This is a genomic window from Micromonospora sp. IBSANI012, assembly GCF_052814045.1.
Genome location: NZ_CP199933.1, coordinates 6,507,770 through 6,532,901, shown reverse-complemented (window position 1 = coordinate 6,532,901; position 25,132 = coordinate 6,507,770). Strand labels below are relative to the sequence as shown.

Below are 25,132 nucleotides of genomic sequence, written 5' to 3'. Positions count from 1 at the left end.
CCTTCTCTTCCACGGGGTCTTCATGCGCAGAATCCGCAGTCTCCTCGGCGCGCTCGTCGTCGGGGCCTGTGCCACCGCCGTGCTGCCGGGGGTGGCGCTCGCCGCGCCGACCGCGCCGTACACGGTCCTCACCGTCGACGTGGGCGACGCCTACGGCAAGCCGGTCAAGCAGTCCGGCGTGTACGACGGCACCAACTCCACCGTCACCGGCCGGGCGTACGCCACCGGCGGCCTGAGCATGGGGGTGAGCGGCCTGCCGGGCGGCTCCACCATCGCCATGTGGATCACGCCTCCGGTCGGCCAGTCGCTCACCGCCGGCCAGACCTACCAGACCTCCGGTTCCAGCGACGCCACGCACGCCGGCCTGGACATGTCCTCGGACTCGACCGGCTGCAACGGCGCCTACTCGTACGGCAGCCTGACCGTCCGCGAGATCGCGTACGACGCGGGGACCGGCGCGGCGACCGCCTTCGCCGGGGCGTACGAGTTCCACTGCTCGCCGAACGCCGGGGCGGTCACCGGTGAGCTGCGGTGGAACTCCAGCCTCGACTACGTCGGCGTGGTCTCCTCGCCCGCGCCGGTCGACTTCGGCCGGGTGGCGATCGACGGCACGACGCCGAGCGCGGCGGCCACCTTCCTCGTCAAGGGCACCCTGCCCGGCACCTTCGACGTGGCCCGCATCTCCGGGGCGAATGCGTCGTCGTTCTCCATTGTCGGCAACGGCTGCTCCGGCAGGACGGTGACGCCGGGCAACTTCTGCCGGGTGGTCGTGGCGCCGAAGGCGCTGCGCTGGGGCGACTACACCGCCAACCTCGAACTGGCGGACAACAGCGCGTACGGCAAGCGGGTGGTGCCGCTGAAGTTCACCGCGTACGACACGGTGATCGGCATGTACTACCCGCTGGCGCCGCAGCGGCTGCTGGACACCCGCACGGGTCGGGGGCCGATCGGCGCCGACCAGGCGACGGAGTTGCAGGTCGCCGGGCGGGGCGGCGTGCCGGCCAGTGGTGTCGGCTCGGTGGTGCTGAACGTGACCGTCACCGGCCCGACCGCCAACAGCTTCCTCACGCTCTACCCGTCCACCGAGTCGACTCCCACCGCGTCGTCGATCAACTTCCCGGCCGGCTGGCTCGGCTCGAACAACGTCACGGTGAAGCTCGGCCCGGACGGGAAGATCATGATCTACAACCGGGCCGGCTCCACCCACGTGGTGGTGGATGTGGTCGGCTTCTACGCCGCCAGCGACACGGTGAAGAGCAGTCTCGGCTGGGGCGGCCAGTACCACCCGGTCGAGCCGACCCGGCTCATCGACACCCGCCCCACGGGCCTGGTGGCGGGATCGAGCATCGACAGCTACGTCGACTTCGGCCCGGCCAGCCCGCACGTCAGGGCGCTGGTCCTCAACATCACCGCGGTCCAGCCGGCGAAGTCGGGCTACCTCAGCACCTCGTCCGGCGACGGCCCGGCGCTGACGACCTCCACGGTCAACTACGCGGCCGGCAAGGTGGTGCCCAACCTGGCGATCGTGCGGACCGGCCAGTGCACCGACTGCAACGATCTCCCGTACGCGGTGCCGAAATTCTCCATCTACACGTCCCAGGCGACCAACATGGTGGTGGACCTCGTCGGGGTCGTCGACAACGGCTCGCTGCCGGACGGGCTGCGGTTCACCCCGCTCAGCCCGACCCGGATCGCGGACAGCCGCAGCGGTCTCGGCACCAGCGGCGCGCTCGGCGCCGGTGAGACCCGGAAGATCACCGCGCCGTCGGCGGTGGTCACCCCGACGACCGAGGCGCTGGCGATGAACGTGACCGCCGTGGCCCCGACGAAGGACACCGTCATCACCGTCTGGCCGGCCGACACCGACCTGACCAAGCCGGGTGCGAGCAACCTCAACCCGGCCGCCGGGCAGGTCGTCTCCAACGCGGTGCTGGGCGGGATCGGCCCACTGGACGCGTTCAACGTCCACAACCTCACCGGCAGCGTCAACCTGGTCGCCGACGTGGTCGGGCGGTTCTACCTCTACTCGGGCACCGCGAGCACCACCGCGCTGGCCGGCCGGCAGCCGCTCGCCGTACGCGGCACCGGCGTACCCGGCTGACGTTCGTCGGGTGAAGGGCGTCCCGGCGGTGGCCGGGGCGCCCTTCCGCGTATCCGCCGAACAGCCGGTTCCGGGCGGAGGTGGCTCACCACCTTGCCATCCGCCGAGCACGGCTTCTAGCCTGGGCCGACTCTTTCCCCCTCTCGTACATCTCGGGGTCTCCATGCATATGCTCCGCGCGCTGCTCGGCGTCGTCGTCGCCGTGACAGGTGTGGTGTCGGGGGTACCGGAAGCGGCGAACGCCGCTCCGACGGCGCCCTACACGGTCTTCACCGCCGACGTCGGCGATACGGGCGGCTTCCCCATCCGCGACTCCCGTGTCTGGGACGCCGGCAATTCGCAGATGTCGGTGAACGCCGCCAACGAGGGGTTCTCGGTCTACGCCACCTGGGCCGGGGGGTCGGAGTACGTCGACGCGAGCATGCGGCCGCCGAGCGGCCAGTCCTGGACAGCGGGACAGACGTACCCGACTCTTCCCTTGTATGACACCGAGAACGGCATGTTGAACATCTCGTCCAGCGGGCGGGGGTGCAGCGACAATTACGGCTCGATCACCGTCAGGGAAGTGGGCCGCGACCCGGCCACCCAGGCCGTGACCTCCTTTGCGGCGTCCTATGAGTTCCACTGTGAACGCAAGCCTGAGTCGCTCCGGGGCGAGATCCGGTGGAACTCGGATCTGGACTACCTGGCCGCCGTGCCGAACGTGAGCTTCCTCGAGTTCGGCACCACCGTCGAGGTCGGGGCCACTCCGGTCATCCGTACGGTCAGCTTCACCTCCCTGGGCAGCACGTCCGAGGTCTTCGGCCAGGCGAGCCTGGGTGGCGCCGATTCGGCACAGTTCGCGATCACCGGCGACACCTGCTCCGGTCGGACCATCGCGCCGGGCGGCACCTGCACGATGACCGTGGCGACCCGCGCGAGCCGCAGCGGTGAGATCTATGGCAACCTCGTGCTGCCCGACAACAGCAGCTACGGCCAGCGCCTGCTGCCGCTGCGCTACTGGGCCTTCGAGGGCGTGACGGGCATGTACTACCCGTTGGCCCCCCAGCGGCTGATGGACACCCGGTCCGGGCTGGGCGCGCCGAAGGCGAAGATCGGCGCCGGCCAGACCGTCGAACTGGATGTTGCCGGTCGAGGCGGGGTGCCCGCCGACGGGGTCGGCTCGGTGGTGCTCAACGTGACGGTGACCGGCCCGACGGCGAGCAGCTTCCTCGCCGTCTACCCCGCCGGGGAGAGCCGGCCGAACGCCTCGTCGATCAACTTCCCGGCCAGCTGGCTGGGCTCCAACAACGTCACCGTGAAGGTCGGCGCGGCCGGTCGGGTCGCCGTCTACAACCGCAGCGGCTCGACCGATGTGGTCGTCGACGTGATGGGCTTCTACGCCGGCGCCGAGTCGGTGCGAAACCAGGTCGGGGTGGGTGGCCAGTACGGCTCGGTCAACCCGACCCGGCTCTACGACTCGCGCACCGACGGCGGCGCCATCCCGGCCGGGAGTGCGACAGAGATCTGGACCGACTTCGGCCCGGACCTGAACGGACACGTCCGGGGCCTGGTCCTGAACGTCACCGCGGTCGCTCCGGCGAGGTCGGGATTCCTGAGCGTCTGGTCGGGTGACGGCCCGGTGCCGACCTCCTCGACGGTCAACTACGGTGCCGGCAAGATCGTGCCGAACCTGACCATCGTCAAGACGAGGCTCTGCACCGACTGTGGCACGCCGGCCGCCGTGCCGTCCTTCGCGGTCTTCACGTCGCAGTCCTCGAACGTGGTGGTCGACCTGGTCGGTGTAATGGACGACGGCAAGGTGCCGGACGGGCTGCGCTTCCGTTCGCTGAGCCCGACCCGCATCCTGGACAGCCGCACCGGGCTCGGCACCGCCGGTGCGCTGGGCGCGAACGTGACCCGAAAGATCACCGCGCCGTCCAGGGTGGTCGCCGCGGACACCGAGGCGTTGGTGACCAATGTGACCGCCGTGTCACCGACCAACAACACCGTGATCACCGTGTGGCCGGCCGACCTGGGCCTGCCCAAGCCGACGGCGAGCAACCTCAACCCGGCCGCCGGGCAGATCGTCTCCAACGCCGTGTTCACCGGGATCGGTCCTCAGGACGCGTTCAACGCGCACAACCTCTCGGGCAGCACGCACTTGGTCGCCGACGTGGTGGGCACCTTCTGGCTCTACCCGGGCACGGCGAGCGACCCGGCGGCGGCGAAGGTCGCCGCAACCCCGCGTTTCGCGCTCCTGGACTCGGGGAGCCGCGTCGGCACGACCGGCTGACTCCCGCCACCCTTCGACAGGGCGTCCCGGCTCGGCCGGGGCGCCCTGTCGGCGTGTCGGGAACCTTCCGCCCCGCCCGGGAGTGGGACAGGTGGAGAAGGGAGGTGACGGTGTCCGACGGCGATGTGATCTCCGAGGTCTACGCCGGCTGTTTCCGGCGGCTGGTGGTCCAGCTGTACGCCGTGACCGGCGACCTGAACGAGGCGCAGGAGGCGGTCCAGGAGGCGTTCACGCGCGCGCTGGCGGCGCCCCGGCGCTTTGCGGGCTTGGAGAACCCGGAGGCGTGGCTGCGCCGGGTGGCGGTGAACGTGGCCCGCAGCCGGCACCGGCGTCGGCGGGTGCTGGACGGCCTGCTGCGCCGGATCGGCCCGCCGCCGGCGGTCGCCGACCGCTCGCCCGAGCACCTGGCCCTGCTCGCCGCGTTGCGCGAGCTGCCGGCCGGGCAACGGCACGCGCTGGCCCTCCACTACCTCGTCGACCTGCCGGTGGACGAGGTCGCGGCCACCCTGGGCGTGTCCGCGGGGACGGTGAAGTCCCGCCTGTCCCGGGGCCGGCAGGCGCTGGCGGCGCTGCTCACCGACTCCGACGTCACCGACAGCACGAGCACCGGGAGGATCGATGTCCGATCGTGAGTTCACCGGCTTCGACGTCGACACGGTCGTGGACGCCGTCCGGCAGCCGCCCCTGGACGACCTGTGGGCGACCGCCCGGGCCCGCCGCAGGCGGCGCTCAGGCGGCATCGCGATCGCCCTCGTGGTCGTCTTCGCCGGCATGGCGGCCCTGCCCCTGGCGGCGGGCGGGCGCGGGATCGACTGGGCCGACCCGACGCCCCCGCCGCGGGCGCGGGACCGCGGCACCCAGCTCTTCATGACCGGCCCCGATTCAGCGGTGGGTGTGGAGCACGGCTCGTGCACGATCCGTTTCACCCACACCGACGACGGCGGGCGCAGCTGGACCGACTACGACGCGGCCCGTTACCGAGCGACGACGTGCCGGACCAACGCCTACGGAGACGAGGATGCCGATGTGGAGTTCTCCGTCCTCGGGCAGCGTTCCTACCTGGTCCGAGACGGCGACCGGTTCCGGCTCTCCACGGACTACGGCCGGACGTGGCGGGACGAGGAGCAGGTCGTGGTCACGGTGTCCGCCTTCCCGGCGAAGGCCCGTCCCGTCTACTGCCAGGAGGGCTGCGGGGCGCTCCGCCAGCCGGTCGCCGTGGACCCCTCCACCGGGACCGTCTACCGGCTCAGCGGAGAACAACCGTCGCCCTACCCGCCGTTCAGCATCTACCCGAGCACGGATGGAACGATCTGGGTGACCTACCCGCCGGGTGAGATCGACCGTCCCATGGTGGTCGCCCGGAGCGCGGACCGGGGCGCCACCTGGAACACCTGGCGGCCGGCCGCCGGGGCGGACGTGATCGCGGTGGCCGGGGTCAGCGCCCGGGAGGCGTACCTGCTGATCGAACCTCCGCCGCCGCCCGGCGCGCAGCCGATGGAGGTCGTGGGTCCGTCACAGCTGCTGCACACCACGGACGGTGGAGCGACCTGGACGGACGTCGGCACCGACCTGCCCGCGGTGCCGTGGCACAGGCCCCTCGTCATCGGCGCGGACGGCTCCCTACTGGTCGCCCACTCGGGCAACTCCACGCCGGAGCTCACCTCGTCGCTGCTGGTGAGCCGGGACGGGGGGCGGCACTTCACCACCGCACGCGAGTACGACCGGCGCGACGGCGCGGTGGGGGCCGGTCCCGGTTACGCCTGGCTCTACGGCCGGGACGACATGTCCGCGCTCGGCGCGGACCACGTGCTTCTCACTGCCGATGGCGGGACCTGGACCCGTTTCCCGCTCCCCATGTGATCGGCCGGGAACGGCCCCGCAGGGCGGCGCCGGCAGGCATTCCCTGCCGGCGCCGCGCAGTCACTTCAGGCCGACCCGTTCGGGCCGGGCGGTGGCGGAGCCGAGCCAGGTGTGCGGGTTGCCGTACCAGCACCAGCCGAGCTTCGGCGCGCCCTGGCTGATCCAGAGCGCCGGCACCCGCTTGTCCCCACAGCGCGACCCGACCAGCGAGAAGCATCGGTTGCTGGCCAGCGCGGCGGGGAAGTGCGTGATGAAGGCGATCCCCTCGTCGATGGTGAGCGGCAACCGGTCCTGGGCGGTGATCTGCTCCATCGCGGCGGCCGGGGCCAGGTTGCGGAACTCCTCGCCCCGGTCGACGTCGAAGAGCAGGTACGCCGGACCGGCCGGCGCCTCCAGCTCCTTGATCGGGTCGAACCGGGGCAGGTCGTCGAGGGGGAAGTTCCGGTCGAGGAAGCCGGGCTTGCGCTTGCCGGCCAGCGTGGTGAGCGCCAGCCGCTCGGGCACCGGGACCAGGTCGCGGGTGGTCACCAGCAGGAACGGCACCCGAGCCTCGGTCGGGGCGGGCAGCCCGGCCGCGCCGCTGACCGCGGCGTCCCGCAGCGGGGCGACCAGGTCGCGGAAGGCGGTCTCGGTGAGCCCGGCGAGCTCCGGGTAGCCCAGGCGGATCAGCCCGTCGAGCTGGCGGTCGAACTCGGTGGCGGGGTCGAACACGGTCACGGTTGGCCTCCCGTTGTCGTATGGCCTACCGTACAGTGTACGACTGTCCGGGATTATTCCCGCTCAGCGATTCCAATCCTGCTTGGCCGCCCGCACCAGCTTGTCCTTCAGCTCCCGGGTGTGCCGCCGGCTCACCGGCAGCTCCGTCCCGTCGATCACCACCACGTAGCCCGAATTGACCAGCCGCAGCTCGGCGATCAGCTTCAGCTGCACCAGGTGCGACCGGTGGATCCGGACGAACCCGGCGTCGGCCCAGCGCTCGGCGAGCGTCGCCAGCGACACCCGGACCAGGTGCGAGCCGTCGGCGGTGTGCAGCCGCGCGTAGTCGCCCTGGGCCTCCACCCAGCGCACCGCCGACCGGGGCAGCATCCGCGTCGTTCCGGCCAGTTCGATCGGGATGGTCGGGTCCTCCTCGGCCCGGGCCAGGGCCGCCGGGTGCGACGGCACCACGCGGGAGCCGATCACCCGGCGCAGCGACTCGGCCAGCCGGTCGGCGCGTACCGGCTTGCGGACGTAGTCGGTGGCGCCGAGGTCGAAGGCGTCCACCGCGCCGTCGTCGTACGCGGTGACGAAGACGATCGCCGGCGGCCGGGCGAACCGGCGCAGCACCCGGGCCAGCTCCATCCCGTCCAGGCCGGGCATCCGGATGTCCAGGAAGACCACGTCCACGTCGGCGTCGCGGAGCACCCGCAGCGCCTCGGTCGCGTCGCCCGCCGTGTGCAGCCGGGCCACCCGGGGATCGGCCCGCAGGTGGTACGCCAACTCGTCCAGCGCCGGCGGCTCGTCGTCGACCGCCAGCACCCGGAGGAAACCCGTCGTCGCGTTCACGGTCACGATCCCGCCCGTACGCCGGGGTGGAACTTCGGCACCCGCAAGCTCACCTTCGTACCCGAGCCGGGGCCGGTCTCGACGACCAGGCCGAACCGGTCCCCGAAGACCGACCGGAGCCGCTCGTCGACGTTGGAGAGGCCGACGTGCTGGCCGGTGTCGTCGGTCGGGTCGCTGCCGGCGCGGGCCAGCTCCGCGATTCCCGCGGTCAGCGTGGCCGGGTCCATGCCCACTCCGTCGTCCTCCACCGTGATGTGACACTCGGCGCCCGCGTCCCGGGCCTCGATGCTCACCATGCCGGTGCCGGGCTTGCGGGACAACCCGTGCCGCACAGCGTTCTCCACCAGCGGCTGGAGGCAGAGGAACGGCAGCGTCACCGGCAGCACCTCCGGCGCGATCTGCAGCCGCACCTGCAACCGGTCGCCGAACCGGGCCCGCTCGATGGTCAGGTAGCGGTCGATCGAGCGCAGCTCCTCGGCCAGCGTGGTGAACTCGCCGTGCGCCCGGAACGAGTACCGGGTGAACTCGGCGAACTCCAGGATCAGCTCCCGGGCCCGCTCCGGGTCGGTGCGGACGAACGAGCCGATCGCGGTCAGCGCGTTGTAGATGAAGTGCGGGCTGATCTGGGCGCGCAGCGCCCGGATCTCCGCCCGGGCCAGCCGCTCCCGGGACGAGTCCAGCTCGGCCAGGGCGAGCTGGTTGCCGGCCCAGTGCGCGGTCTCCAGGGTGGCCTGCACCAGCCCGGGCGCGGGCGGGGCGTCGGCGATCGCCACCAGCGCCCCGACCACCCGGCCCTGCGCGCTCAGCGGCGCGAGCACCGCCCCGCGTACCGGACAGTCGACCCGGTCGCAGTGCAGCTCCGACTCGCCGAGCACCGTCGACCGGCCCGCCTCCACCGTCCGCCGGGCCGCCGCGAGCAGCTGGTCGCCGTGGTGCCCGCCGCGCCCGTCGAGGGCGAGCAGCGTGTCGGAGTCGGTGAGCGCCAGCCCGGCCGCCCCCACCAGGGTCCGCAGGTGACGTACGGCCTTCGCCGCGCCGGCCGGGTTCAGGCCGGTACGCAGCGGTTCGGCGGCCAGGCCGGCGGTGTGCAGCACCTCGTAGGTGGCCCGCTGGGTGGCGGTGGCGATGCCTCGCCGGCCCCGCAGCCGCAGCACCGCCCAGAGCGCGGCGGCCAGCGCCGTGACCAGCGAGACGACGCCGACGGCGGCGGAGAGGTTGCCATCCACGCAGCGATCCTTGCCGCTGCGGGCCGCCAGGCCAAGCCCTAACCGGGTCGGCCCCCGGGGTCGGGCACCGACGACGCCCGACCGGGGGTGCCGTCCCGTGGCGGTTGCCCACGTCCGGCGCGCGTCAGGACGCGCGGGCGAAGTCGACCTCCCTGGTCGCGACCGTCCCGGCCGACCGTCCCGGCGCCCTGTGGTTCGTCCAGTACAGGTTGGTGTGCGCGATGACCTGCTCCGGCGGCGGCGCGCCCCAGGCCGTCAGGTCCTCGGTGGTGTGGGCGTCGCTGACCAGGGTCGCGTCGTAGCCCCGCACGACCGCGCCGTGCAGCGTCGAGCGGACACACTCGTCGGTCTGGGCGCCGACGACGACGAGCCGCCCGACCCCGAGGCCCGACAGCACGCTCTCCAGGGTGGTGCCGTCGAAGGAGTCGGCCCAGCTCTTCTCGACGAGCGGCTCGGCCTCGCCCGGAGTCAGCTCGGGGACGATCCGCCAGTCCTCGCTGCCCCGAACGAGCTGCTCGTCGGAGTGCTGGACCCAGACGACCGGGATCCCCTCCCGGCGTGCCTTCTCGACCAGGCTGCCGATGTTGGCCACCACCGGGTCGCGCTGGTGGGTCCCCTCGACGACGCCGTTCTGGACGTCGACGACCAGGAGTGCGGTGTGCGGCCGGTTCTCGAGTGTGGTCATGTCTGCCTCACCCACGTCGGGCTTCCGTTTCCGCCCACGGTAGGCCGACCCACCGACAGCGGACCCGCCCTAGTACGCGCCCTTGCGGGCCAGCACCACGCCCACCGTCCGCCACAGAATGCTCAGGTCGTACGCCAGCGACCAGTTGTCGACGTAGTAGAGGTCCAGCCGGACCGCCTCGTCCCAGGAGAGGTCGGAGCGGCCGGAGACCTGCCACAGCCCGGTCATGCCGGGCCGGACCAGCAGCCGGCGCCGCACGTCACCCAGGAAGTCGCCGTCGTCGGCGGGCAGCGGACGCGGCCCGACCAGCGACATCTCCCCCCACAGCACGTTGATCAACTGGGGCAGCTCGTCCAGCGACGAGGCGCGCAGGAAGCGGCCCACCGCGAAGACCCGGGGGTCCTGCTTCATCTTGAACAGCATGCCGTCGGTCTCGTTCTGGTCGACCAGGCCGGCCAGCCGATCCTCGGCGTCGACGTACATGGTGCGGAACTTCCAGACCCGGAAGGTGCGGCCCTCGTGGCCCACCCGGGGCTGCCGGAAGAAGACCGGCCCGGGGTCGGAGATCCGGATCGCGAGGGCGACGGCCGCGAAGAGCGGGGCGAGCAGCAGCAGGCCCAGCCCGGCGCCGACCCGGTCCATCAGGCTCTTCATCAGCAGCGCCGGACCCGACAGGGTCGGCTCCTCGACGTGCAGCAGCGGCAGGCCCTCGATCGGGCGGATGTGCACCCGGGGGCCGGCGATGTCGGTCAACTGCGGGGCGACCACCAGGTCGACGCCGGAGCCCTCCAGCTGCCAGGCCAGCCGGCGCAGCTCACCGGGCTCGGCGCTGGCCGAGCCGCAGACCGCGATGGTGTCGCCGCCGACCTCGCGGACCAGGGCGAGGACGTCCCGGCCGGCGTACACCGGCACCGGGGTCTCGATGCCCCGGGCGGCGGCGTACCCGTCGGTGATGTGGATGGCGACCGGCACCAGGCCGGCGCCCGGGTTGCGGGTGACCGCCGTGAAGACCTCCAGGCACTCCGGCAGCGTGCCCACCAGCACCATCCGGTGCCCGGCGTGGCCGGCCCGGCGACGGACCATGTGCAGCAGGAAGCGGGCGGTCAGCCGGCCCACCAGGACCAGCGTCAATGCCCCGAGCAGGGCGAAACCGACCGTGTAGCGGGAAAGGTCGGTCTTGGTGGCGAACGCGATGAAGGAGACCGTCGCGGCGACCGCCACCCCACCCCGGATGACCCGCTTGAACTCGTCCGGACCCAGGCCGAGATAGCGCCGGTCGTAGGCGCGGTTGCCCCAGAGGATGACCACCCAGCCGAGCGGCAGCAGCAGGAACGCCACCGTGTAGAACCAGGTGGGGTCCTCCTGGGCGTTGTAGAAACCCGCCCGCGCCTGGCCGAACGCCTCCTGGGCCATCCAGTCGGCCAGCATCACGGCGGCGAAGTCGAGCAGCAGCAGGGCGACGGTGTACGGGCGGTGCCAGCGCGACACCCGGCGTCGGGCCCTCGCCCACGCCGACCGAGGGACGCCGTTGTGCGACGGCGGCGTCGGCGGCTGGATCTCGAAGCTGTCGACGTGCCGCACGAGTTTGCTCCGGCCTGTGTTGGTTACCGGGCGCTGGAGGCTTGTCGTCACCTCACCCATGTCCTCCCGCATGACACGCGCCGCTCACTCGCAGTGAGGGGCCCGGGTCGCCCACCGTTCCAGTCTCCCACGCTGCCAGTGGGCCGGACGCTGACCCGAAGGACATTGCGCCTGGTGTTGCCAGCAGGGATCCGGCCGGCTCCACGTCAGTTTTCGAAGCCGGGGACCGAGCCACTATACCGATGGATGGCGGCCCCGGTAGAGGCGCGGACGGGCAGCTTCCACGCGCCCGGGACGATTCCTCTCCGTAATCACCGAGTGTCGTCACTCACCGTACGAGCCGAGACAACCGACGGTCAGCCAGGGGCTTTCCGCCGGTCTGACAGGTCGGGCAGTACTGCAGGCTCGAATCGGCGAAGGACACCTCCCGCACCGTGTCGCCACAGACCGGACAGGGCAGGCCGGTTCGGGCGTGCACCTTCAGGCCGGAGCGCTTCTCGCCCTTCAGTTCCGCGGCCCGCTGACCCAGCGAGCGGCGGACCGCGTCGCCGAGCACCGCCCGGGTCGCCGCGTGCAGCGCGGCCAGCTGGTCGTCGGTGAGCCGGTCGGTGATCGCGAACGGCGAGAGCTTCGCCGCGTGCAGGATCTCGTCGGAGTACGCGTTGCCGACCCCGGAGAGCACCGCCTGGTCGGTCAGCACCCCCTTGACCTGGCCCCGCCGGCTGCGCAGCCGCTCGGCGAAGGTGGGCAGGTCGGCGCCGAGCGCGTCCGGCCCCAGCTTCGCCACCCCGGGCACCTGCGCCGGATCGGTCACCAGGTACACGGCCAGCTTCTTCTGGGTGCCCGCCTCGGTCAGGTCGAAGCCGGAGCCGTCGTCAAGGCGTACCCGCAGGGCGACCGGGCCCTTGCCGGGGCGCAGCGGGGTGGTGGACGGAAACGCCTCCCGGTAGTGCAGCCAGCCCGCCCGGGCCAGGTGCACCACCAGGTGCAGGCCGCCGTCGACCACCACGTCGAGGAACTTGCCGTGCCGGCGGGCGTCCACCACCGCCCGGCCCGACAGCGCCGAGGGCGCCGGGTCGTACGTCTTCAGGGCGCTGATCGCGGCGACCTCGACCCGGTCGACCCGCCGCCCCACCGCGCGCTCACGCAGGTAACCCGCGAGCGCCTCCACCTCCGGTAGTTCGGGCACGTTCCAACGGTAGCCTTCTTTCCCGTGAGCGCGAGGAACGAGCTTGCGAGTCTCCGCCGCGAGTGCGAGGAGCGAGCTTTGCGAGCCCCGCAGTCGCGAGCAGAGAGCGGCCCAGTCGCGAACGAAAGGCGAGCTCCGTGAGAATCGTGGTGGCGCACAACCGGTACCGGGAAGCCCAGCCCTCCGGCGAGAACACGATCGTCGACTCGGAGATCGCCCAGCTGACCGACGCCGGTGTCGAGGTGCTGCCGTTCATCCGCAGCTCCGACGAGATCCCGTCGATGTCGAAGGCGGCCAAGGCGCTGCTGCCGATCTCCCCGATCTGGGCCCCGCGCGCCCAGGAGGACCTGTCCCGGCTGCTCACCGCGCACCGCCCCGACGTGCTGCACCTGCACAACCCGTACCCGCTGATCTCGCCCTGGGTGGTGCGGACCGCGCACCGGCACGGCGTGCCGGTGGTGCAGACGGTGCACAACTACCGGCAGGTCTGCTCCTCCGGGATCTACTTCCGGGACGGGATGATCTGCCAGGACTGCAAGGGCCGGGCGCTCGGCGTGCCGGCGGTCGTGCACCGCTGCTACCGCAACTCCCGCGCGCAGAGCGCCCTGATGGCGACCACCCTGGCCGTGCACCGGGGCACCTGGCGCTCGGTCGACCGGTTCATCGCGCTGACCTCGGCGATCGCCGACCACCTGCGGGACTACGGCATCCCGGACGAGCGGATCGTGGTCAAGCCCAACTCCGTGCCCGACCCGGGCCGGCCGGCCCCGCTCGGCGACGGGTTCCTCTACATGGCCCGGCTCACCCCGGAGAAGGGCCTCGACCTGCTGCTGGAGGCGTGGCGCCGGCACCCGGTGGGCACGCTGGGCACGCTGCGCGTCGCCGGCGACGGCGAGCTGCGACCGTTGGTCGAGGCGGCCGCCGCGGACCGGGCCGACGTGGTCTACCTGGGCCAGCTCGACCGGGCCGGGGTACGCGCCGCGGTCGAGGCGAGCGCGGTGGTGATCGCCGCGTCGATGTGGCACGACGTCCTGCCGACCGTGATCATCGAGGCGCTGGCCAGTGGGCGGCCGGTGCTCGGCACCGCGCTCGGCGGCATCCCGTACCTGGTCGGGGCGGACGGTCCTCGCGAGCCGGCCGGCACCGGGCCGGCGGAGATCGCCTCCGCGGTCCCCGGCGAGGGGGTCGCGCCGCTGCCCGCCGGCGTGGTGACCGGCACCGCTGGCTGGGTGGTCCCGCCGGAGCCGGCCGCGATGGCCGCCGCCTTCCCGGTCGCCCGGGCCGGTGCCGCCGCGCTGTCCCAGCCGGCCCGGATCCGCTACGAGCAGACCTTCCACCCCGACGTGGTCACCAAGCGCCTCCTCGACATCTACGCCTCCCTCACCCGCCCCTGACCCCGCCCCCCCCGCAGCCGCCGCACGCCGGCTTCTCGCGTGCACTTTCAGAGAAAGAGTGGCTTTCGGAGCCGAAATAGCCACTCTTTCTCTGAAAGTGCGGCAGGAGGGGGTGGGGGTCAGCGGAGGGAGGCGCGGGCGGAGAAGGCGATGCTGGCCAGGAGGAAGCCGCCGTTGACGATCGTGAAGGCGATGATCACCCAGAAGGTCAGGGCCGGGGCGAGCATCAGGACCAGCGCGGCCACGAAGATCACCGCGCCGTAGTCGCGGACCAGCTTCACCAGGCGTACCGGCAGCGAGGTCGAGGTGACCATGCTGGCGGCGTTCGGGCCGGCCTGCATCACCGAGGTCACCAGGTTGACCATCCAGGTGCCGGCGAAGACCGCGACCAGCCAGGTCGGCGTCTCCGGCCGCTGCGCCACGGCGGTCGCCGCCAGGGCGGCCACCAGCGCGATCTGGGCGGCCACGTCGCAGAGCACGTCCACCCTGGCGCCCGCCGCGCTGCCCTGCCCGGTCACCCGGGCCAGCTGACCGTCGGCGCAGTCCAGCGAGTACGCGACCTGCCAGCCGACCAGCGCGGCCAGCCCGACCACCCAGGCCGGTACGTCGCCGGCGGCGACCCGGTCGGCGAGCGCCACCACGGCCACCGAGGTGGCCAGCCCGAGCACCAGGTTGGCGATGGTCAGCGCCGTCGGGCGCAGCCCCAGGCGCTGGGCGACCAGCGCGAAGACCGCGCCGAGCCACTGGCTGAGCGACTCGCTGAACAAGCCGCCGCCCCGGTTGACCCGGTGGAAGTCGGCAACGGTGGGACGGGGGTCAGCCACAGTGGTCGCGGATTGCACCGGCGTAGTCTGCCAGCCGCTCCCGCGTCTCGGTAGGCGACATCGCCAGGTGTTCGAGGATGGTGTACCGGTCCGGCCGGGTGGAGGGCGCGAACTGCACCGCCTCGACGAACCGCTCGTCGGTCAGCCCCACGTCGGCGGGGAGCCGGGGCAGGCCGTGCCGGGCCAGGCAGGCCGACATCTCGGCGAACCGGCGCTTGTCTCCGCGCAGGAAGGTGCAGAAGAGCGCGCCGAGCCCGGCCAGCTCCCCGTGCGAGGCGGTGCCCGGGAACAGCGCGTCGACGGCGTGCATGATCTCGTGGCAGCCGCCGCTGGCCGGTCGGCTGGTGCCCTCGATCGCCATCGCCAGGCCACTGGAGATCAGTGCCTCGGCCAGCACCGTGACGAAGACGTCGTCACTCATGTCGCCTGGATGGTTGATCACCGCTTCGGCACCCGCCCGGGAGAGCGAGGCGGCCAGTCCGTCGAACGGCTCACCGCGTACCTGGCGGGCCAGTTCCCAGTCGGCCAACGCGCTGAGGTTGCTGACCACGTCGCCGATGCCGGCGCGGCTGTGCCTTTCCGGGCCGGCTTCCACGAAGTCCAGGTCCACGATCACCGCGATCGGGATGTGCACCCCGTAGGAGCCCTTGATCCCGTCGGTGATCAGGCTGGCCACCGGGGAGGCGATCCCGTCGTTCGCGAGGCTCGTCGCCACCGAGACCATCGGCAGGCCCCGGCGGGTCGCGGCGTACTTCGCCACGTCGATGGTCTTGCCGCCGCCAATCCCGACCACCGCGTCGTACGACCGGGCTCGGAGCTTGCCGCCGAGGTCGTCGGCGGCCTCCAGGCTGCCCCCGGCGACGGTGAACACGTCCGCCGACCGCAGCGCCGGGCGAACCAGGTCGGCGACCTTCTCCCCTTGCCCCGGCCCGACCACGACCGCGACGTCACCGCCGGAAGAGATCCGGCCGTCGGCAAGGATCGTTCCGAGATCCGCCACCGCGCCCCGCCGCACGTCGATGTGCAGCGGGGTCAGCACACTACGAGCTAGTAGCGGCACGCGATCTCCCGCGCCCGGGCCAGGTCGGCGTGGTTGTCGACCTCGACCCACGAGACGTCGCCGATCGGCGCCGCGCGCACCTCGCCGCCCCGGTCGGAGAACTCCTGGTAGCCGTCCTCGTAGTAGAGGTTGGGGTCACGCCGCCAGGTCGCCTCCAGCGCGTCGGCGAGGGCGTCGGCCACCTGCGGCTCGATCAGCGTCGCGCCGATGTACTCCCCGTACGCCTCGCCCGGGTCCATGATCTTGGTGATCCGGGTGAGCTGGCCGGCGGCGTCGAAGGTGGTCTTCATCTCCTCCTCGGCCAGCGCCTTGATGTTGTCGATCGCCAGCAGGATGCCCGGCCCACGCTCGGCGAGCAGGGTCTTCTCCACGCTCACCGGGTGCACGGTGTCGCCGTTGACCAGCAGCACGCCCCGGGCGAAGTGCTCCCGCGCCAGCCAGAGCGAGTACGCGTTGTTCCACTCTTCGGCCTTGTCGTTGTGCACGAGGGTGAGCCGGACGCCGTAGCGCTCCTCGAGCGCCGCCTGGCGCTGGACGACCGCGTCGGCGGCGTACCCGACCACGATCACGATCTCGGTGAGCCCGACCTCGGCGAGGTTTTGCAGCGCGATGTCCAGGATGGTGGTCTCACCGTCCACCGGCACCAGCGCCTTGGGCAGGGTGTCGGTGTACGGGCGCAGTCGGCGCCCCGCACCGGCCGCGAGCACCATCCCGATCATGCGGGGTCCTCCCTCGTACGACTCCAGGTCACCGTGGAGGATAGCCCCGCGTGACGGTGGGGCTGCCGCCAACCGGGGCCAGAGAGCCTCTCAGCCGGGCAGGGCGGCCAGGTCGGCCAGCACCGCGAGCCGCTCCTCGGCGGTGAGCGCCGCGTACGGGCCGGCCGCGCGCCGGTCGGTCTCCAGCTCGATCGCCCGTCGCTCCGGCCCCTCCGGCAGCTCGCTGATGCTCGACGCGGTGTGCCCGGCGGCGGTCCACGCGGCGGCGTGCGCGTCGGCCCGGTGGTAACGCAGCGTGCCGAGCCGGTTCAGCAGGAGCACCCCGGGCGGCGTGCCGTCCGGCTCGTACGGCGGGGCCATGGTGGCGAACGCGGGCGTCGGCTCGGCGTCGGGCTCCCCGGCGAGCAGCAGCGCGTACGCCAGCAGCCGGCCGAACGCCTCGACCAGGCGCAGCACCCGGTCGTCGTGCCCGGCCCACAGCTCCTCGGTGACCTCGCCGTGCACCTGGTAGATCTCGGTGAGGAAGTCGGTACCGCGCTCGGTGGCGGCGAAGCCGCCGTCCGGCTGCCGGACGATCATCCCGTGCGCCACCTGTTTGTCCAGGGCGCGCTGGCAGGTGGCCGGATCCCGGTAGCGGGTGACGGCGGCGAAGCCCGCCCCGTCGACCGTGCCGCCCGGAGCGGCGAGCCGGGTGCGGAACTCGACCAGGAAGCCGGTGGCGGCCGGCCCGCCGTACCGCTGGCTCAGCTCGGCGCCGCCGCCGTCGCGGCCGGCGAGCATGCCGGCGACGAAGGTCCGGTCGACCGCCGGGGCGACCAGTCCGGCGAACCGGTGCGGCGCCAGCTCGACGTCGGAGTTCACCGACCGATCGACCGCGGCGCGGCGACGGCGGTCCCGCCCGGTTCCCGATGGCCGCCGCCGATGTCCCAGGCACTGGGAAAAAGGCTCCGCTCGGGAGATCGGCGCTGAGGGAAGAGGCGGCCGTCGTCGTCCACGATCAGCGCGCCGGCGCAGCGGAGAGGCTCGGTGGGCACGTGCCGACAGTAGCGAGCGGGCGTCGGTCGCGCCGATGCCCGGTCTTGTCCCGGTCTGCCACCTGGGCCCACCATGTGGGTACCGGGTGCCGCCGTCCCAAAGGGGTGATGCGTGATGCAGGTTCGGGAAGCTATGTCCAACCAGGTGCTCATGGTCGGTCCGGAGCACACGCTCCGGCAGGCCGCCCAGATGATGTCGGCCCGCCGGGTCGGCTCGGCAGTGGTGATCGATCCGGAGTCCGAAGGGGTCGGGATCATGACCGAACGGGACGTGCTCAACGCGATCGGGGCCGGGCTGGACTGCGACGTGGAACGCACCAGGGCGCACGTGAGCTGGGACGTCGTCTACGCCGGTCCGGATTGGACGGTGGAGGAGGCGGCCGCGGCGATGGCCCGGGGCGGCTTCCGTCACCTGGTGGTGCTCGACGGCCGGGAGGTGGCCGGCGTGATCTCCGTACGCGACCTCATGCGGGTCTGGTCGCAGCAGCGGCTCACCGTGGGCTGAGTCCCGGGCCGGGGGTCGTCCGCACCTGTCGCGGCGGCCCCTGACCGGCCGGAACTCCCCGCCGACGAGAGTCCCGCTCACGTCCGTCGGTCGATCATCTGCCCGCATGTTGAACTTGGCGTGTATGCCGGTCGGACCGGCCGGGACAGGCCCTAGGCTCGTGCGCATGACCGCCGAGCAGCTGATCTCGTTCGCCCGTGGAGCTCCCTCGCTGGACATCGTCGATGTCGAGGGTCTCAAGGCAGCCGCCGTCCGTGCCTTCGACGCCGACCCCGCCGGGATCACGGCGTACGGCACTTCCGTCGGGTACCCACCCCTGCGGAAGTGGATCGCCGAGAAGCACGGCGTCGAGGCGGATCAGGTGCTGATCACCAACGGCTCGCTCCAGGCGGACGCGTTCCTCTTCGACCACCTGGTCCGCCGCGGTGACGCGGTGGTGGTGGAGCGTCCCACGTACGACCGGACCCTGCTCAACCTCCAGCGGATGGGCGGCGAGATCCACGGCGTCTCGATCCAGCCGGACGGCCTCGACACCGCCGAGCTGCGCAAGCTGCTGGAGTCCGGGGTGCGGCCCCGGCTGGCGCACGTCATCCCGAACTACCAGAACCCGGCCGGCGTGACGCTCTCCCTGGAGAAGCGCCGCGAACTGCTCGACCTGGCCGTCGAGTACGAGTTCACGATCTTCGAGGACGACCCGTACGCCGACATCCGGTTCCGGGGCGAGGCGCTGCCGTCGATGCTCTCGCTGGACACCCGCAACGTGGTGGTGCACGCCTCCAGCTTCACCAAGACGGTCTGCCCGGGCGTCCGGGTCGGCTACCTGGTCGGGCCGGCGGACCTGATCGCCGACATCGCCAAGAAGGCGACCAGCCTGTACATCTCGCCCGGCATGGTCTCCGAGGCGATCGTGCACCAGTTCTGCGTCTCGGGGGACATCGAGCGGTCGATCGAGACCGTGTCGACCGCTCTCGGTGAGCGGGCCCGGGTGCTCGCCGAGTCGCTGCGCCGGCACCTTCCCGAGGCCAGCTTCGTGGAGCCGGACGGTGGCTACTTCCTCTGGGTGGAGTTCCCGGCGGACGTGGACGTGGCCCGGCTCGCCCCGGCCGCCGCCGAGCGGGGCGTCGCCGTGGTCAAGGGCAGCGACTTCATGGTCGACGGCGGGCAGCACGCGCTCCGGCTGGCCTTCTCCGCCGTCACGGCGGACCGGATCGACGAGGGCGTCCGCCGGCTGGCGGAGGCCCTGGCCGCCGTCCGGAGCTGAATACTGTCGGGTTTCCGACAATCTGGCGATGCCGGCCGGCCCGGGGCACCCCTCGGGGCGGCCGGCGGCTCACAATGCTGCGAGCGTCGCTCACCTGCCCACGCGCGGCCGGGTCACCGGTCGCGCCGCTCGTACGCGCGCGACGCCGCCCAGCATCACCCCCCGCCCCCACCGGCGCCGGGTGGGCCGCGTCGCCCCCTCACCCCCCTGAACGCGGCGCAGCCCACCCGGCGCCACCCCTTTGTGATCTTGCGCCGGGCGGTGGCGGATTCCGTCCGATCGGGCGAATGGGCAGCACACCCGCGTGATCACCGCAAATGCCGGCGAGGGGCAGCGCGGCCGGCGGGGGCGTAGCCTGCAAGCCGCAGCAGCGTGGGGAGGGGGACGCCATGACGGACCGGGTCGAGCGGGAGCGGTCGACGAACCAGCACGCCGGGCGGGTGCTTAGCCCCCGCGCCTGGACGGCGCCGGTCCGGGCGATGTCCCGCATCCTCAACGCCGACGGTTCCCCCCGCATCCCGTCCCCGGCCGGGCCCGGGCGCAGTGGCGTGGTCGACTGCGGCCTCTACGTCGACGGGGAACGCCAGCCGGGCCAGTGGCACTACGCCGACGCGCTGGAGGCGGCCCGCGGGGAGCGCAACGCCTTCGTCTGGCTCGGCCTGCACGAGCCGGAGCTGGCCGAGATGACCGCCATCGCGGAGACGTACGGCCTGCACGAGCTGGCGGTCGAGGACGCGGTCAAGGCCCAGCAGCGCCCCAAGCTGGAGCGCTTCGGCGAGGTCACCTTCCTGGTGCTGCGCACGGCCCGCTACTGCGAGCACGCGGAGCTGACCGAGAACTCCGAGGTGGTCGAGACCGGCCAGGTGATGCTCTTCATCGGGCCGAACTTCCTGATCAGCGTCCGGCACGGTGACGCCTGCCGGCTCGCCCCGGTCCGGGCCGACCTGGAGGCCAAGCGGGACCTGCTGCTGCACGGCCCGTGGGCGGTGGCGTACGCGGTCACCGACCGGGTGGTGGACCTCTACCTGGAGGTGGCCGACCGGCTGGAGGACGACCTGGACGTGCTGGAGGCCGACGTCTTCGACCGGCAGAGCAGCGGCCGGATCCAGCGGATCTACCAGATGAAGCGGGAGCTGGTGGAGTTCAAGCGGGCGGTGATCCCGTTGCAGCGGCCGCTGATGACCCTCACCGCCCAGGTCAACCGGGAGGTGCCGCAGGAGGTGCGGCGCTACTTCCGGGACGTGCAGGACCACCTCAGCCGCACCGTCGAGCAGGTCAACTCCTACGACGACCTGCTCAACTCCATCCTCCAGGCGCGGCTGGCGCAGGTCACCGTCGACCAGAACAACGACATGCGCAAGATCGCCGCCTGGGCCGCCATCGCCGCGGTCTGGACCGCGTTCGCCGGGGTCTACGGGATGAACTTCGAGAACATGCCCGAGCTGAAGTGGACGTACGGCTACCCGGGCGTGCTGGCCCTGATGCTCGCCATCTCGCTGGCGCTGTACCGCTGGTTCCGCCGCAACGGCTGGCTCTGACCCGTACCCCGGCGATTCACGCCGAGGGGGTCGGGCTGGCGGGCGCGCGACCGACCCCGGACACGCCGGCGGCGCGGGAGTCGCCTCCCGCGCCGCCGGCGATCCGCCAGGTCAGCGACGGCTGCTGGACTTGGCGCCGTTCTTGCCGAGCGCCTTGCTCAGGTCGTCCGCCGGCCGGCCGGAGACGTCCGTGGCGCCCTCGGCGACCGAGGGGACCTTGTCGTTGGGGTTGATCACCGGCTGGGTGCCGGGGGTGGTGGTCGAGGCGCTGTCGCCACCGGCCACCGTCGAGCTGCTGCCCGCGCCGGTGGGGCCACCGGCCGCGCCGGCGCCGCTGGACATCGTGGACGAATCGGTCACCTTGCCTCCGTTCGCCGACGGGGTCTCCACGACCAGGGTGTCCACCTCGTCGCGGACGGTCTCGACGCTCTGCGTCGGGTCGTACTCCGCCCACTCCTGCTGCTCGCGGCGGCGGCGCATGGCCATCGCGCCGGCCACGCCGGCGACCGCGCCGGCGGCCAGCAGACCGGTCATCATCGACCCGCTCTTCTTCTGCTTCTTCTTCGCGGCCTTCAGGTTTTTGGCCTTGGCCTTCTTGCTCATCGCCGTCTGCTTGGCGGCGGCGGCCTTCCGGCCGGTGAGGGCCTTGCCCGCCGTCTGCGCCTGGGCGTTGCGGGCCGCCAGGGCCAGCGGCGCGAGCGCCGCGACCGTCGACGCGAAACCGCTGGACGCCCGGTCCCGCACGATGACGGCGGTCGGCGTGACGGCACCACGGGCTGCCTGGACCCGCGGCCCCACCGTGGCGCCGGCACCCTTCGCCGCGTACGTGGCGGCCTGCCTCAGGTGACCGATGCCCTGGTTGAGCTCCGCCTTCGCGAGCTGCCCCTGGGTCTTGCGCCGCCCGATTCCAAACACGGTCCCACCTCCTGGGAGTTGTTCCTTCGTCATCCTCCACCTTCGGATGCCTCCGCACTGCCAGATCGGGCACATGGGAGGATCCGCATGGAACTGACCAACGAGTGAGGAGTACCCGTGGCCGAGGCTGTCTACGCCACCTTGCACACCAACGCTGGCCCGATCCGGCTGGAGCTCTTCCCCAACCACGCTCCGAAGACGGTCCGCAACTTCGTCGACCTGGCGGAGGGCAACAAGGAATACACCGACCCGCGCACGGGTCAGCCGGGCAGCGGGCCGTACTACGACGGCACCATCTCGCACCGGGTGATCAGCGGCTTCATGGTCCAGATGGGCGACCCGACCGGCACCGGCCGTGGTGGCCCGGGTTACAAGTTCGGCGACGAGTTCCACCCGGAGCTGCGCTTCGACCGGCCGTACCTGCTGGCGATGGCGAACGCCGGGCCGGGCACCAACGGCTCGCAGTTTTTCATCACGGTGTCGCCGACCCCGCACCTCAACAACCGGCACACCATCTTCGGCCAGGTCGCCGACGAGCAGTCGGCGAAGGTCGTGGACGCGATCGCGAACACCCCGACCGGCCCGAGCGACCGGCCGCTGCAGGACGTCGTGATCGAGCGGGTCGAGATCGAGCGCACCCCGGCCTGATCGCCCTGGCGAGGTACCTTTGCACGCATGACTGAACGCCCCGGGCCGGCCGGCGACGCCACCGGCGGGCCGGTGCCGACCTCTCCGGTCTGCTACCGCCACCCCGACCGGGAGACGTACGTCCGCTGCACCCGCTGCGACCGGCCGATCTGTCCGGAGTGCATGCGGGAGGCCTCCGTCGGCCACCAGTGCCCGGAGTGCGTGAACGAGGGACGCCGCAGCGTGCGGCCGGCGCGCACCGCCTTCGGTGGCGGTGCCGCCGGCCGCCGCGGCCTCGTCACCCGCACCCTGATCGCGTTGAACGTGCTGGCCATGGTGCTGTCGATCCTCAGCGACCGGGGCGGCGACTCGATGGTCGGCGGCTCGGCCCTCGGCGGGCTGCTCGGCGGGGGCACCCCGCTGACCCACTGGGGCGCGGTGCTGGCCCAGTGGCCGCCGCAGTTCCCGGTCGAGGGCGTGGCCACCGGCGAGTGGTACCGCCTGGTCACCGCGATGTTCCTGCACTACGGCCTGGTGCACCTGCTGCTGAACATGTGGGCGCTCTGGGTGCTCGGCCGGGACCTGGAGGCCCTGCTCGGGCCGCTGCGCTTCCTCGGGCTCTACCTGGTCGCCGGCCTCGGCGGCAACGTCGCGGCCTACCTGTTCAGCGGCCCGAACGAGGCGTCGGCCGGCGCGTCCACCGCGATCTTCGGGCTCTTCGCCGCGGTCTTCGTGATCATGCGCCGGCTGGGCCGGGACACCTCGGCGATCGTGCCGATCCTGGTGATCAACCTGATCTTCACCTTCACCGTGCCGGGCATCTCCATCCCGGGCCACGTCGGTGGCCTGGTCACCGGCGCGGCGATGGGTTGGGTGCTGGCGTACGCGCCGCGCATGCGCCGGTCGGTCTTCCAGTCCGCCGGTACGGCGGTCATCCTGGTGGCGCTGCTCGGCCTGGTGATCGTCCGCACCGCGATGCTGACCGGCTGAGCCGCTGCCCGATGCTGACCGGCTGAGCCGCTGCTCAGCGGCGAGCGGCGGCCCGGACCGACCGGAGCGTCCCGGCCACCTCGTCGGGCGGGGCGCCCAGGTCGTACCGGCCGAAGAGGTGCAGCGACTCCCCGGCGTCGATCTCCAGGGTCTCGGTGGACAGCCCGAGCCGGGACCGCCGGTCCACCGTGATCGCCTCGACGGCCGCCCAGGGCAGGTGCCGTCGGCCGGCGTACCCGTGGATGACGGTGACCCCCGCCGGATCGGCGGCGAGGCGGACCGGGGCGAGCAGGTCGCGCAGCGCCCAGCCGACCAGGCCGGCGGCGACCGCGATGGTCAGCACGGCCTGGACCCGGTCACCGTCGGAGAGCAGCAGGCCGAGCGCGACCAGCAGCACCGCGCCGACCAGCTTCACCACCGGCAGGGCCGGCGGCACCCGCCACTGGTGGGACGGGGACGATGGAGGCTGCACGGGTCCAGCATGCCAGCCGGACGCGGCCCACTGTCGGGGGCGGACGACACCGGCTCCCGGAGGACGTAGTATCGACGGCAGCCAGGTTACCGGGGAGTAGATATGAGTGACGCAGTCATCGTCGGCGCCGTACGCACCCCGGTGGGGCGGCGTAAGGGCAGCCTGTCCGCCGTGCACCCGGTCGACCTGTCGGCGCACGTGCTGCGCGCGCTCGCCGAGCGCACCGGCATCGAGCCCGGCCAGGTCGACGACGTGGTCTGGGGCTGTGTGTCCCAGGTCGGCGAGCAGTCCTGGAACATCGCCCGCAACGGCGTGCTCGCCGCCGGCTGGCCCGAGTCGGTCCCCGGCACCACCGTCGACCGGCAGTGCGGGTCCAGCCAGCAGGCGCTGCACTTCGCCGCCGCGGCGGTCGCCTCCGGCCAGGCCGATCTGGTGGTCGCCGGTGGCGTCGAGTCGATGACCCGGGTGCCGATGGGCTCCAGCGTGGCCGGCGGGATGCCGTTCAGCGACCAGCTCCGCGACCGCTACCGGGGCGTCGAGGGCTTCGCCGGGGACGAGCCGCTGCCGTTCAACCAGGGCGTGGGCGCCGAGCTGATCGCCGCGCGCTGGCGCTTCTCCCGTACCCAGCTCGACGAGTTCGCGCTGGCCAGCCACGAGAAGGCGGCCGCCGCCCAGGACGCCGGGGCGTTCGACCCCGAGCTGGCCCCGGTGGCGCTCGCCGACGGCGGCAAGTTCGCCGCCGACGAGGGCATCCGCCGGGACACCTCGCTGGAGAAGCTCGGCGAGCTGAAGACCCCGTTCCGCGCCGATGGCGTGGTCACCGCCGGGTCCGCGTCGCAGATCTCCGACGGCGCGGCCGCGCTCGCCGTCACCACCAGCGAGTGGGCCAGCCGGCATGGCCTGCGACCGCTGGCCCGCATCCACACCGCCGTGGTCGCCGCCGACGACCCGGTCACCATGCTCACCGCGCCGATCCCGGCCACCGCGAAGGCGCTGCGCCGCGCGGGGCTGGGCATCGAGGAGATCGGGGTGTACGAGGTGAACGAGGCGTTCGCCCCGGTGCCGCTGGCCTGGCTGGCCGAGACCGAGGCGGACCCGGACCGGCTCAACCCGCGCGGTGGCGCGATCGCCCTCGGCCACCCGCTCGGCGCCAGCGGCGCCCGGATCATGACCACCATGCTCCAGCACATGCGCGACAACGGCATCCGGTACGGCCTGCAGACCATGTGCGAGGGCGGCGGCATGGCCAACGCCACCATCGTCGAGCTGCTCTGACGGCCACGACCACGACGGGTCGTCGCCGGGGCGGGCGGAATACGCGTGACTCCGCC

The 25,132-nt window shown here is 72.5% G+C and carries 23 protein-coding genes; 11 read left to right on the top strand and 12 right to left on the bottom strand.

Annotated elements, in window-relative coordinates:
• Positions 1–22: 22 nt before the first annotated feature.
• From ACTWM8_RS30255 to ACTWM8_RS30240, 4 genes are all read left to right on the top strand, one after another.
• Positions 23–2,101, top strand: a complete 2,079-nt coding sequence (locus ACTWM8_RS30255; RefSeq protein ID WP_446211901.1) for a hypothetical protein — start codon at positions 23–25, stop codon at positions 2,099–2,101.
• Positions 2,102–2,270: 169 nt separating this feature from the next.
• Entirely contained in the window at positions 2,271–4,376 is a 2,106-nt protein-coding gene (locus ACTWM8_RS30250) for a choice-of-anchor D domain-containing protein (protein ID WP_446211900.1), read from the top strand.
• Between the two features lie 110 nt (positions 4,377–4,486).
• Entirely contained in the window at positions 4,487–5,008 is a 522-nt protein-coding gene (locus ACTWM8_RS30245) for an RNA polymerase sigma factor (protein WP_446211899.1), read from the top strand.
• Entirely contained in the window at positions 4,995–6,236 is a 1,242-nt protein-coding gene (locus ACTWM8_RS30240; protein WP_446211898.1) for a WD40/YVTN/BNR-like repeat-containing protein, read from the top strand. The genes ACTWM8_RS30245 and ACTWM8_RS30240 overlap by 14 nt, the downstream gene beginning before the upstream one ends.
• A gap of 60 nt (positions 6,237–6,296) precedes the next feature.
• Here ACTWM8_RS30240 and ACTWM8_RS30235 read toward each other — a convergent pair whose 3' ends face one another.
• The 6 genes from ACTWM8_RS30235 to ACTWM8_RS30210 all read right to left on the bottom strand — a co-directional run bounded on the left by ACTWM8_RS30235 (position 6,297) and on the right by ACTWM8_RS30210 (position 12,462).
• The gene (locus ACTWM8_RS30235) at positions 6,297–6,953 is read right to left on the bottom strand and encodes a DUF5701 family protein (RefSeq protein ID WP_446211897.1); all 657 of its coding nucleotides are present in this window, start codon (positions 6,951–6,953) and stop codon (positions 6,297–6,299) included.
• Between the two features lie 63 nt (positions 6,954–7,016).
• Positions 7,017–7,787 (bottom strand): LytR/AlgR family response regulator transcription factor, encoded by a 771-nt coding sequence (locus ACTWM8_RS30230; RefSeq protein ID WP_446211896.1) that lies wholly within the window; start codon positions 7,785–7,787, stop codon positions 7,017–7,019.
• The gene (locus ACTWM8_RS30225; RefSeq protein WP_446211895.1) at positions 7,784–9,007 is read right to left on the bottom strand and encodes a sensor histidine kinase; all 1,224 of its coding nucleotides are present in this window, start codon (positions 9,005–9,007) and stop codon (positions 7,784–7,786) included. Before ACTWM8_RS30225 ends, ACTWM8_RS30230 begins: the two co-directional genes overlap by 4 nt.
• Positions 9,008–9,131: 124 nt before the next feature.
• Positions 9,132–9,692 (bottom strand): cysteine hydrolase family protein, encoded by a 561-nt coding sequence (locus ACTWM8_RS30220; protein WP_446211894.1) that lies wholly within the window; start codon positions 9,690–9,692, stop codon positions 9,132–9,134.
• A gap of 69 nt (positions 9,693–9,761) precedes the next feature.
• Positions 9,762–11,333, bottom strand: coding sequence for a sugar transferase (locus ACTWM8_RS30215; RefSeq protein ID WP_446214717.1), 1,572 nt, complete (start codon positions 11,331–11,333; stop codon positions 9,762–9,764).
• A gap of 268 nt (positions 11,334–11,601) precedes the next feature.
• A complete protein-coding gene (locus ACTWM8_RS30210) occupies positions 11,602–12,462 on the bottom strand; it encodes an Fpg/Nei family DNA glycosylase (RefSeq protein ID WP_441143853.1) in 861 nt (286 codons plus the stop codon).
• Positions 12,463–12,599: 137 nt separating this feature from the next.
• Here ACTWM8_RS30210 and ACTWM8_RS30205 point away from each other — a divergent pair, with 137 nt between their 5' ends.
• On the top strand, positions 12,600–13,856 hold the full coding sequence (locus ACTWM8_RS30205) for a glycosyltransferase family 4 protein (protein ID WP_446211893.1): 1,257 nt from the start codon (positions 12,600–12,602) through the stop codon (positions 13,854–13,856).
• A 119-nt stretch (positions 13,857–13,975) separates the two neighbouring features.
• Here the strand turns inward: ACTWM8_RS30205 and ACTWM8_RS30200 are convergent, their stop codons facing one another.
• From ACTWM8_RS30200 to ACTWM8_RS30185, 4 genes are all read right to left on the bottom strand, one after another.
• Positions 13,976–14,698: a CDP-alcohol phosphatidyltransferase family protein gene (locus ACTWM8_RS30200; protein ID WP_446211892.1), complete on the bottom strand. Its 723-nt coding sequence runs from the start codon at positions 14,696–14,698 to the stop codon at positions 13,976–13,978.
• Positions 14,673–15,740, bottom strand: coding sequence for an iron-containing alcohol dehydrogenase family protein (locus ACTWM8_RS30195; protein ID WP_446211891.1), 1,068 nt, complete (start codon positions 15,738–15,740; stop codon positions 14,673–14,675). Before ACTWM8_RS30195 ends, ACTWM8_RS30200 begins: the two co-directional genes overlap by 26 nt.
• Positions 15,728–16,459, bottom strand: coding sequence for a phosphocholine cytidylyltransferase family protein (locus ACTWM8_RS30190; RefSeq protein WP_446211890.1), 732 nt, complete (start codon positions 16,457–16,459; stop codon positions 15,728–15,730). The genes ACTWM8_RS30195 and ACTWM8_RS30190 overlap by 13 nt, the downstream gene beginning before the upstream one ends.
• Positions 16,460–16,549: 90 nt before the next feature.
• Positions 16,550–17,320, bottom strand: a complete 771-nt coding sequence (locus tag ACTWM8_RS30185) for a hypothetical protein (RefSeq protein ID WP_377609262.1) — start codon at positions 17,318–17,320, stop codon at positions 16,550–16,552.
• A gap of 288 nt (positions 17,321–17,608) precedes the next feature.
• Here ACTWM8_RS30185 and ACTWM8_RS30180 point away from each other — a divergent pair, with 288 nt between their 5' ends.
• The 3 genes from ACTWM8_RS30180 (at position 17,609) to corA (ending at position 20,797) form a co-directional block, all read left to right on the top strand.
• A complete protein-coding gene (locus ACTWM8_RS30180) occupies positions 17,609–17,998 on the top strand; it encodes a CBS domain-containing protein (RefSeq protein ID WP_154941200.1) in 390 nt (129 codons plus the stop codon).
• A gap of 166 nt (positions 17,999–18,164) precedes the next feature.
• On the top strand, positions 18,165–19,259 hold the full coding sequence (locus tag ACTWM8_RS30175; RefSeq protein ID WP_446211889.1) for an aminotransferase-like domain-containing protein: 1,095 nt from the start codon (positions 18,165–18,167) through the stop codon (positions 19,257–19,259).
• A gap of 389 nt (positions 19,260–19,648) precedes the next feature.
• Positions 19,649–20,797: a magnesium/cobalt transporter CorA gene (corA, locus tag ACTWM8_RS30170; RefSeq protein ID WP_446211888.1), complete on the top strand. Its 1,149-nt coding sequence runs from the start codon at positions 19,649–19,651 to the stop codon at positions 20,795–20,797.
• Between the two features lie 111 nt (positions 20,798–20,908).
• On the opposite strand, the gene ACTWM8_RS30165 is transcribed toward corA, so the two are convergent.
• The gene (locus ACTWM8_RS30165) at positions 20,909–21,745 is read right to left on the bottom strand and encodes a hypothetical protein (RefSeq protein ID WP_446211887.1); all 837 of its coding nucleotides are present in this window, start codon (positions 21,743–21,745) and stop codon (positions 20,909–20,911) included.
• Between the two features lie 84 nt (positions 21,746–21,829).
• Between ACTWM8_RS30165 and ACTWM8_RS30160 the strand changes: the two genes are divergently transcribed.
• Positions 21,830–22,360: a peptidylprolyl isomerase gene (locus tag ACTWM8_RS30160; protein WP_179802341.1), complete on the top strand. Its 531-nt coding sequence runs from the start codon at positions 21,830–21,832 to the stop codon at positions 22,358–22,360.
• 27 nt (positions 22,361–22,387) lie between these two features.
• Complete coding sequence (locus ACTWM8_RS30155; protein ID WP_446211886.1) at positions 22,388–23,329, top strand: rhomboid family intramembrane serine protease; 942 nt, start codon at positions 22,388–22,390, stop codon at positions 23,327–23,329.
• Positions 23,330–23,363: 34 nt separating this feature from the next.
• On the opposite strand, the gene ACTWM8_RS30150 is transcribed toward ACTWM8_RS30155, so the two are convergent.
• Positions 23,364–23,801 (bottom strand): PH domain-containing protein, encoded by a 438-nt coding sequence (locus tag ACTWM8_RS30150; RefSeq protein ID WP_446211885.1) that lies wholly within the window; start codon positions 23,799–23,801, stop codon positions 23,364–23,366.
• A 102-nt stretch (positions 23,802–23,903) separates the two neighbouring features.
• On the opposite strand from ACTWM8_RS30150, the gene ACTWM8_RS30145 reads away from it, so the two are divergent.
• The gene (locus tag ACTWM8_RS30145) at positions 23,904–25,076 is read left to right on the top strand and encodes a thiolase family protein (protein WP_334569863.1); all 1,173 of its coding nucleotides are present in this window, start codon (positions 23,904–23,906) and stop codon (positions 25,074–25,076) included.
• The last annotated feature ends 56 nt before the right edge of the window (positions 25,077–25,132 follow it).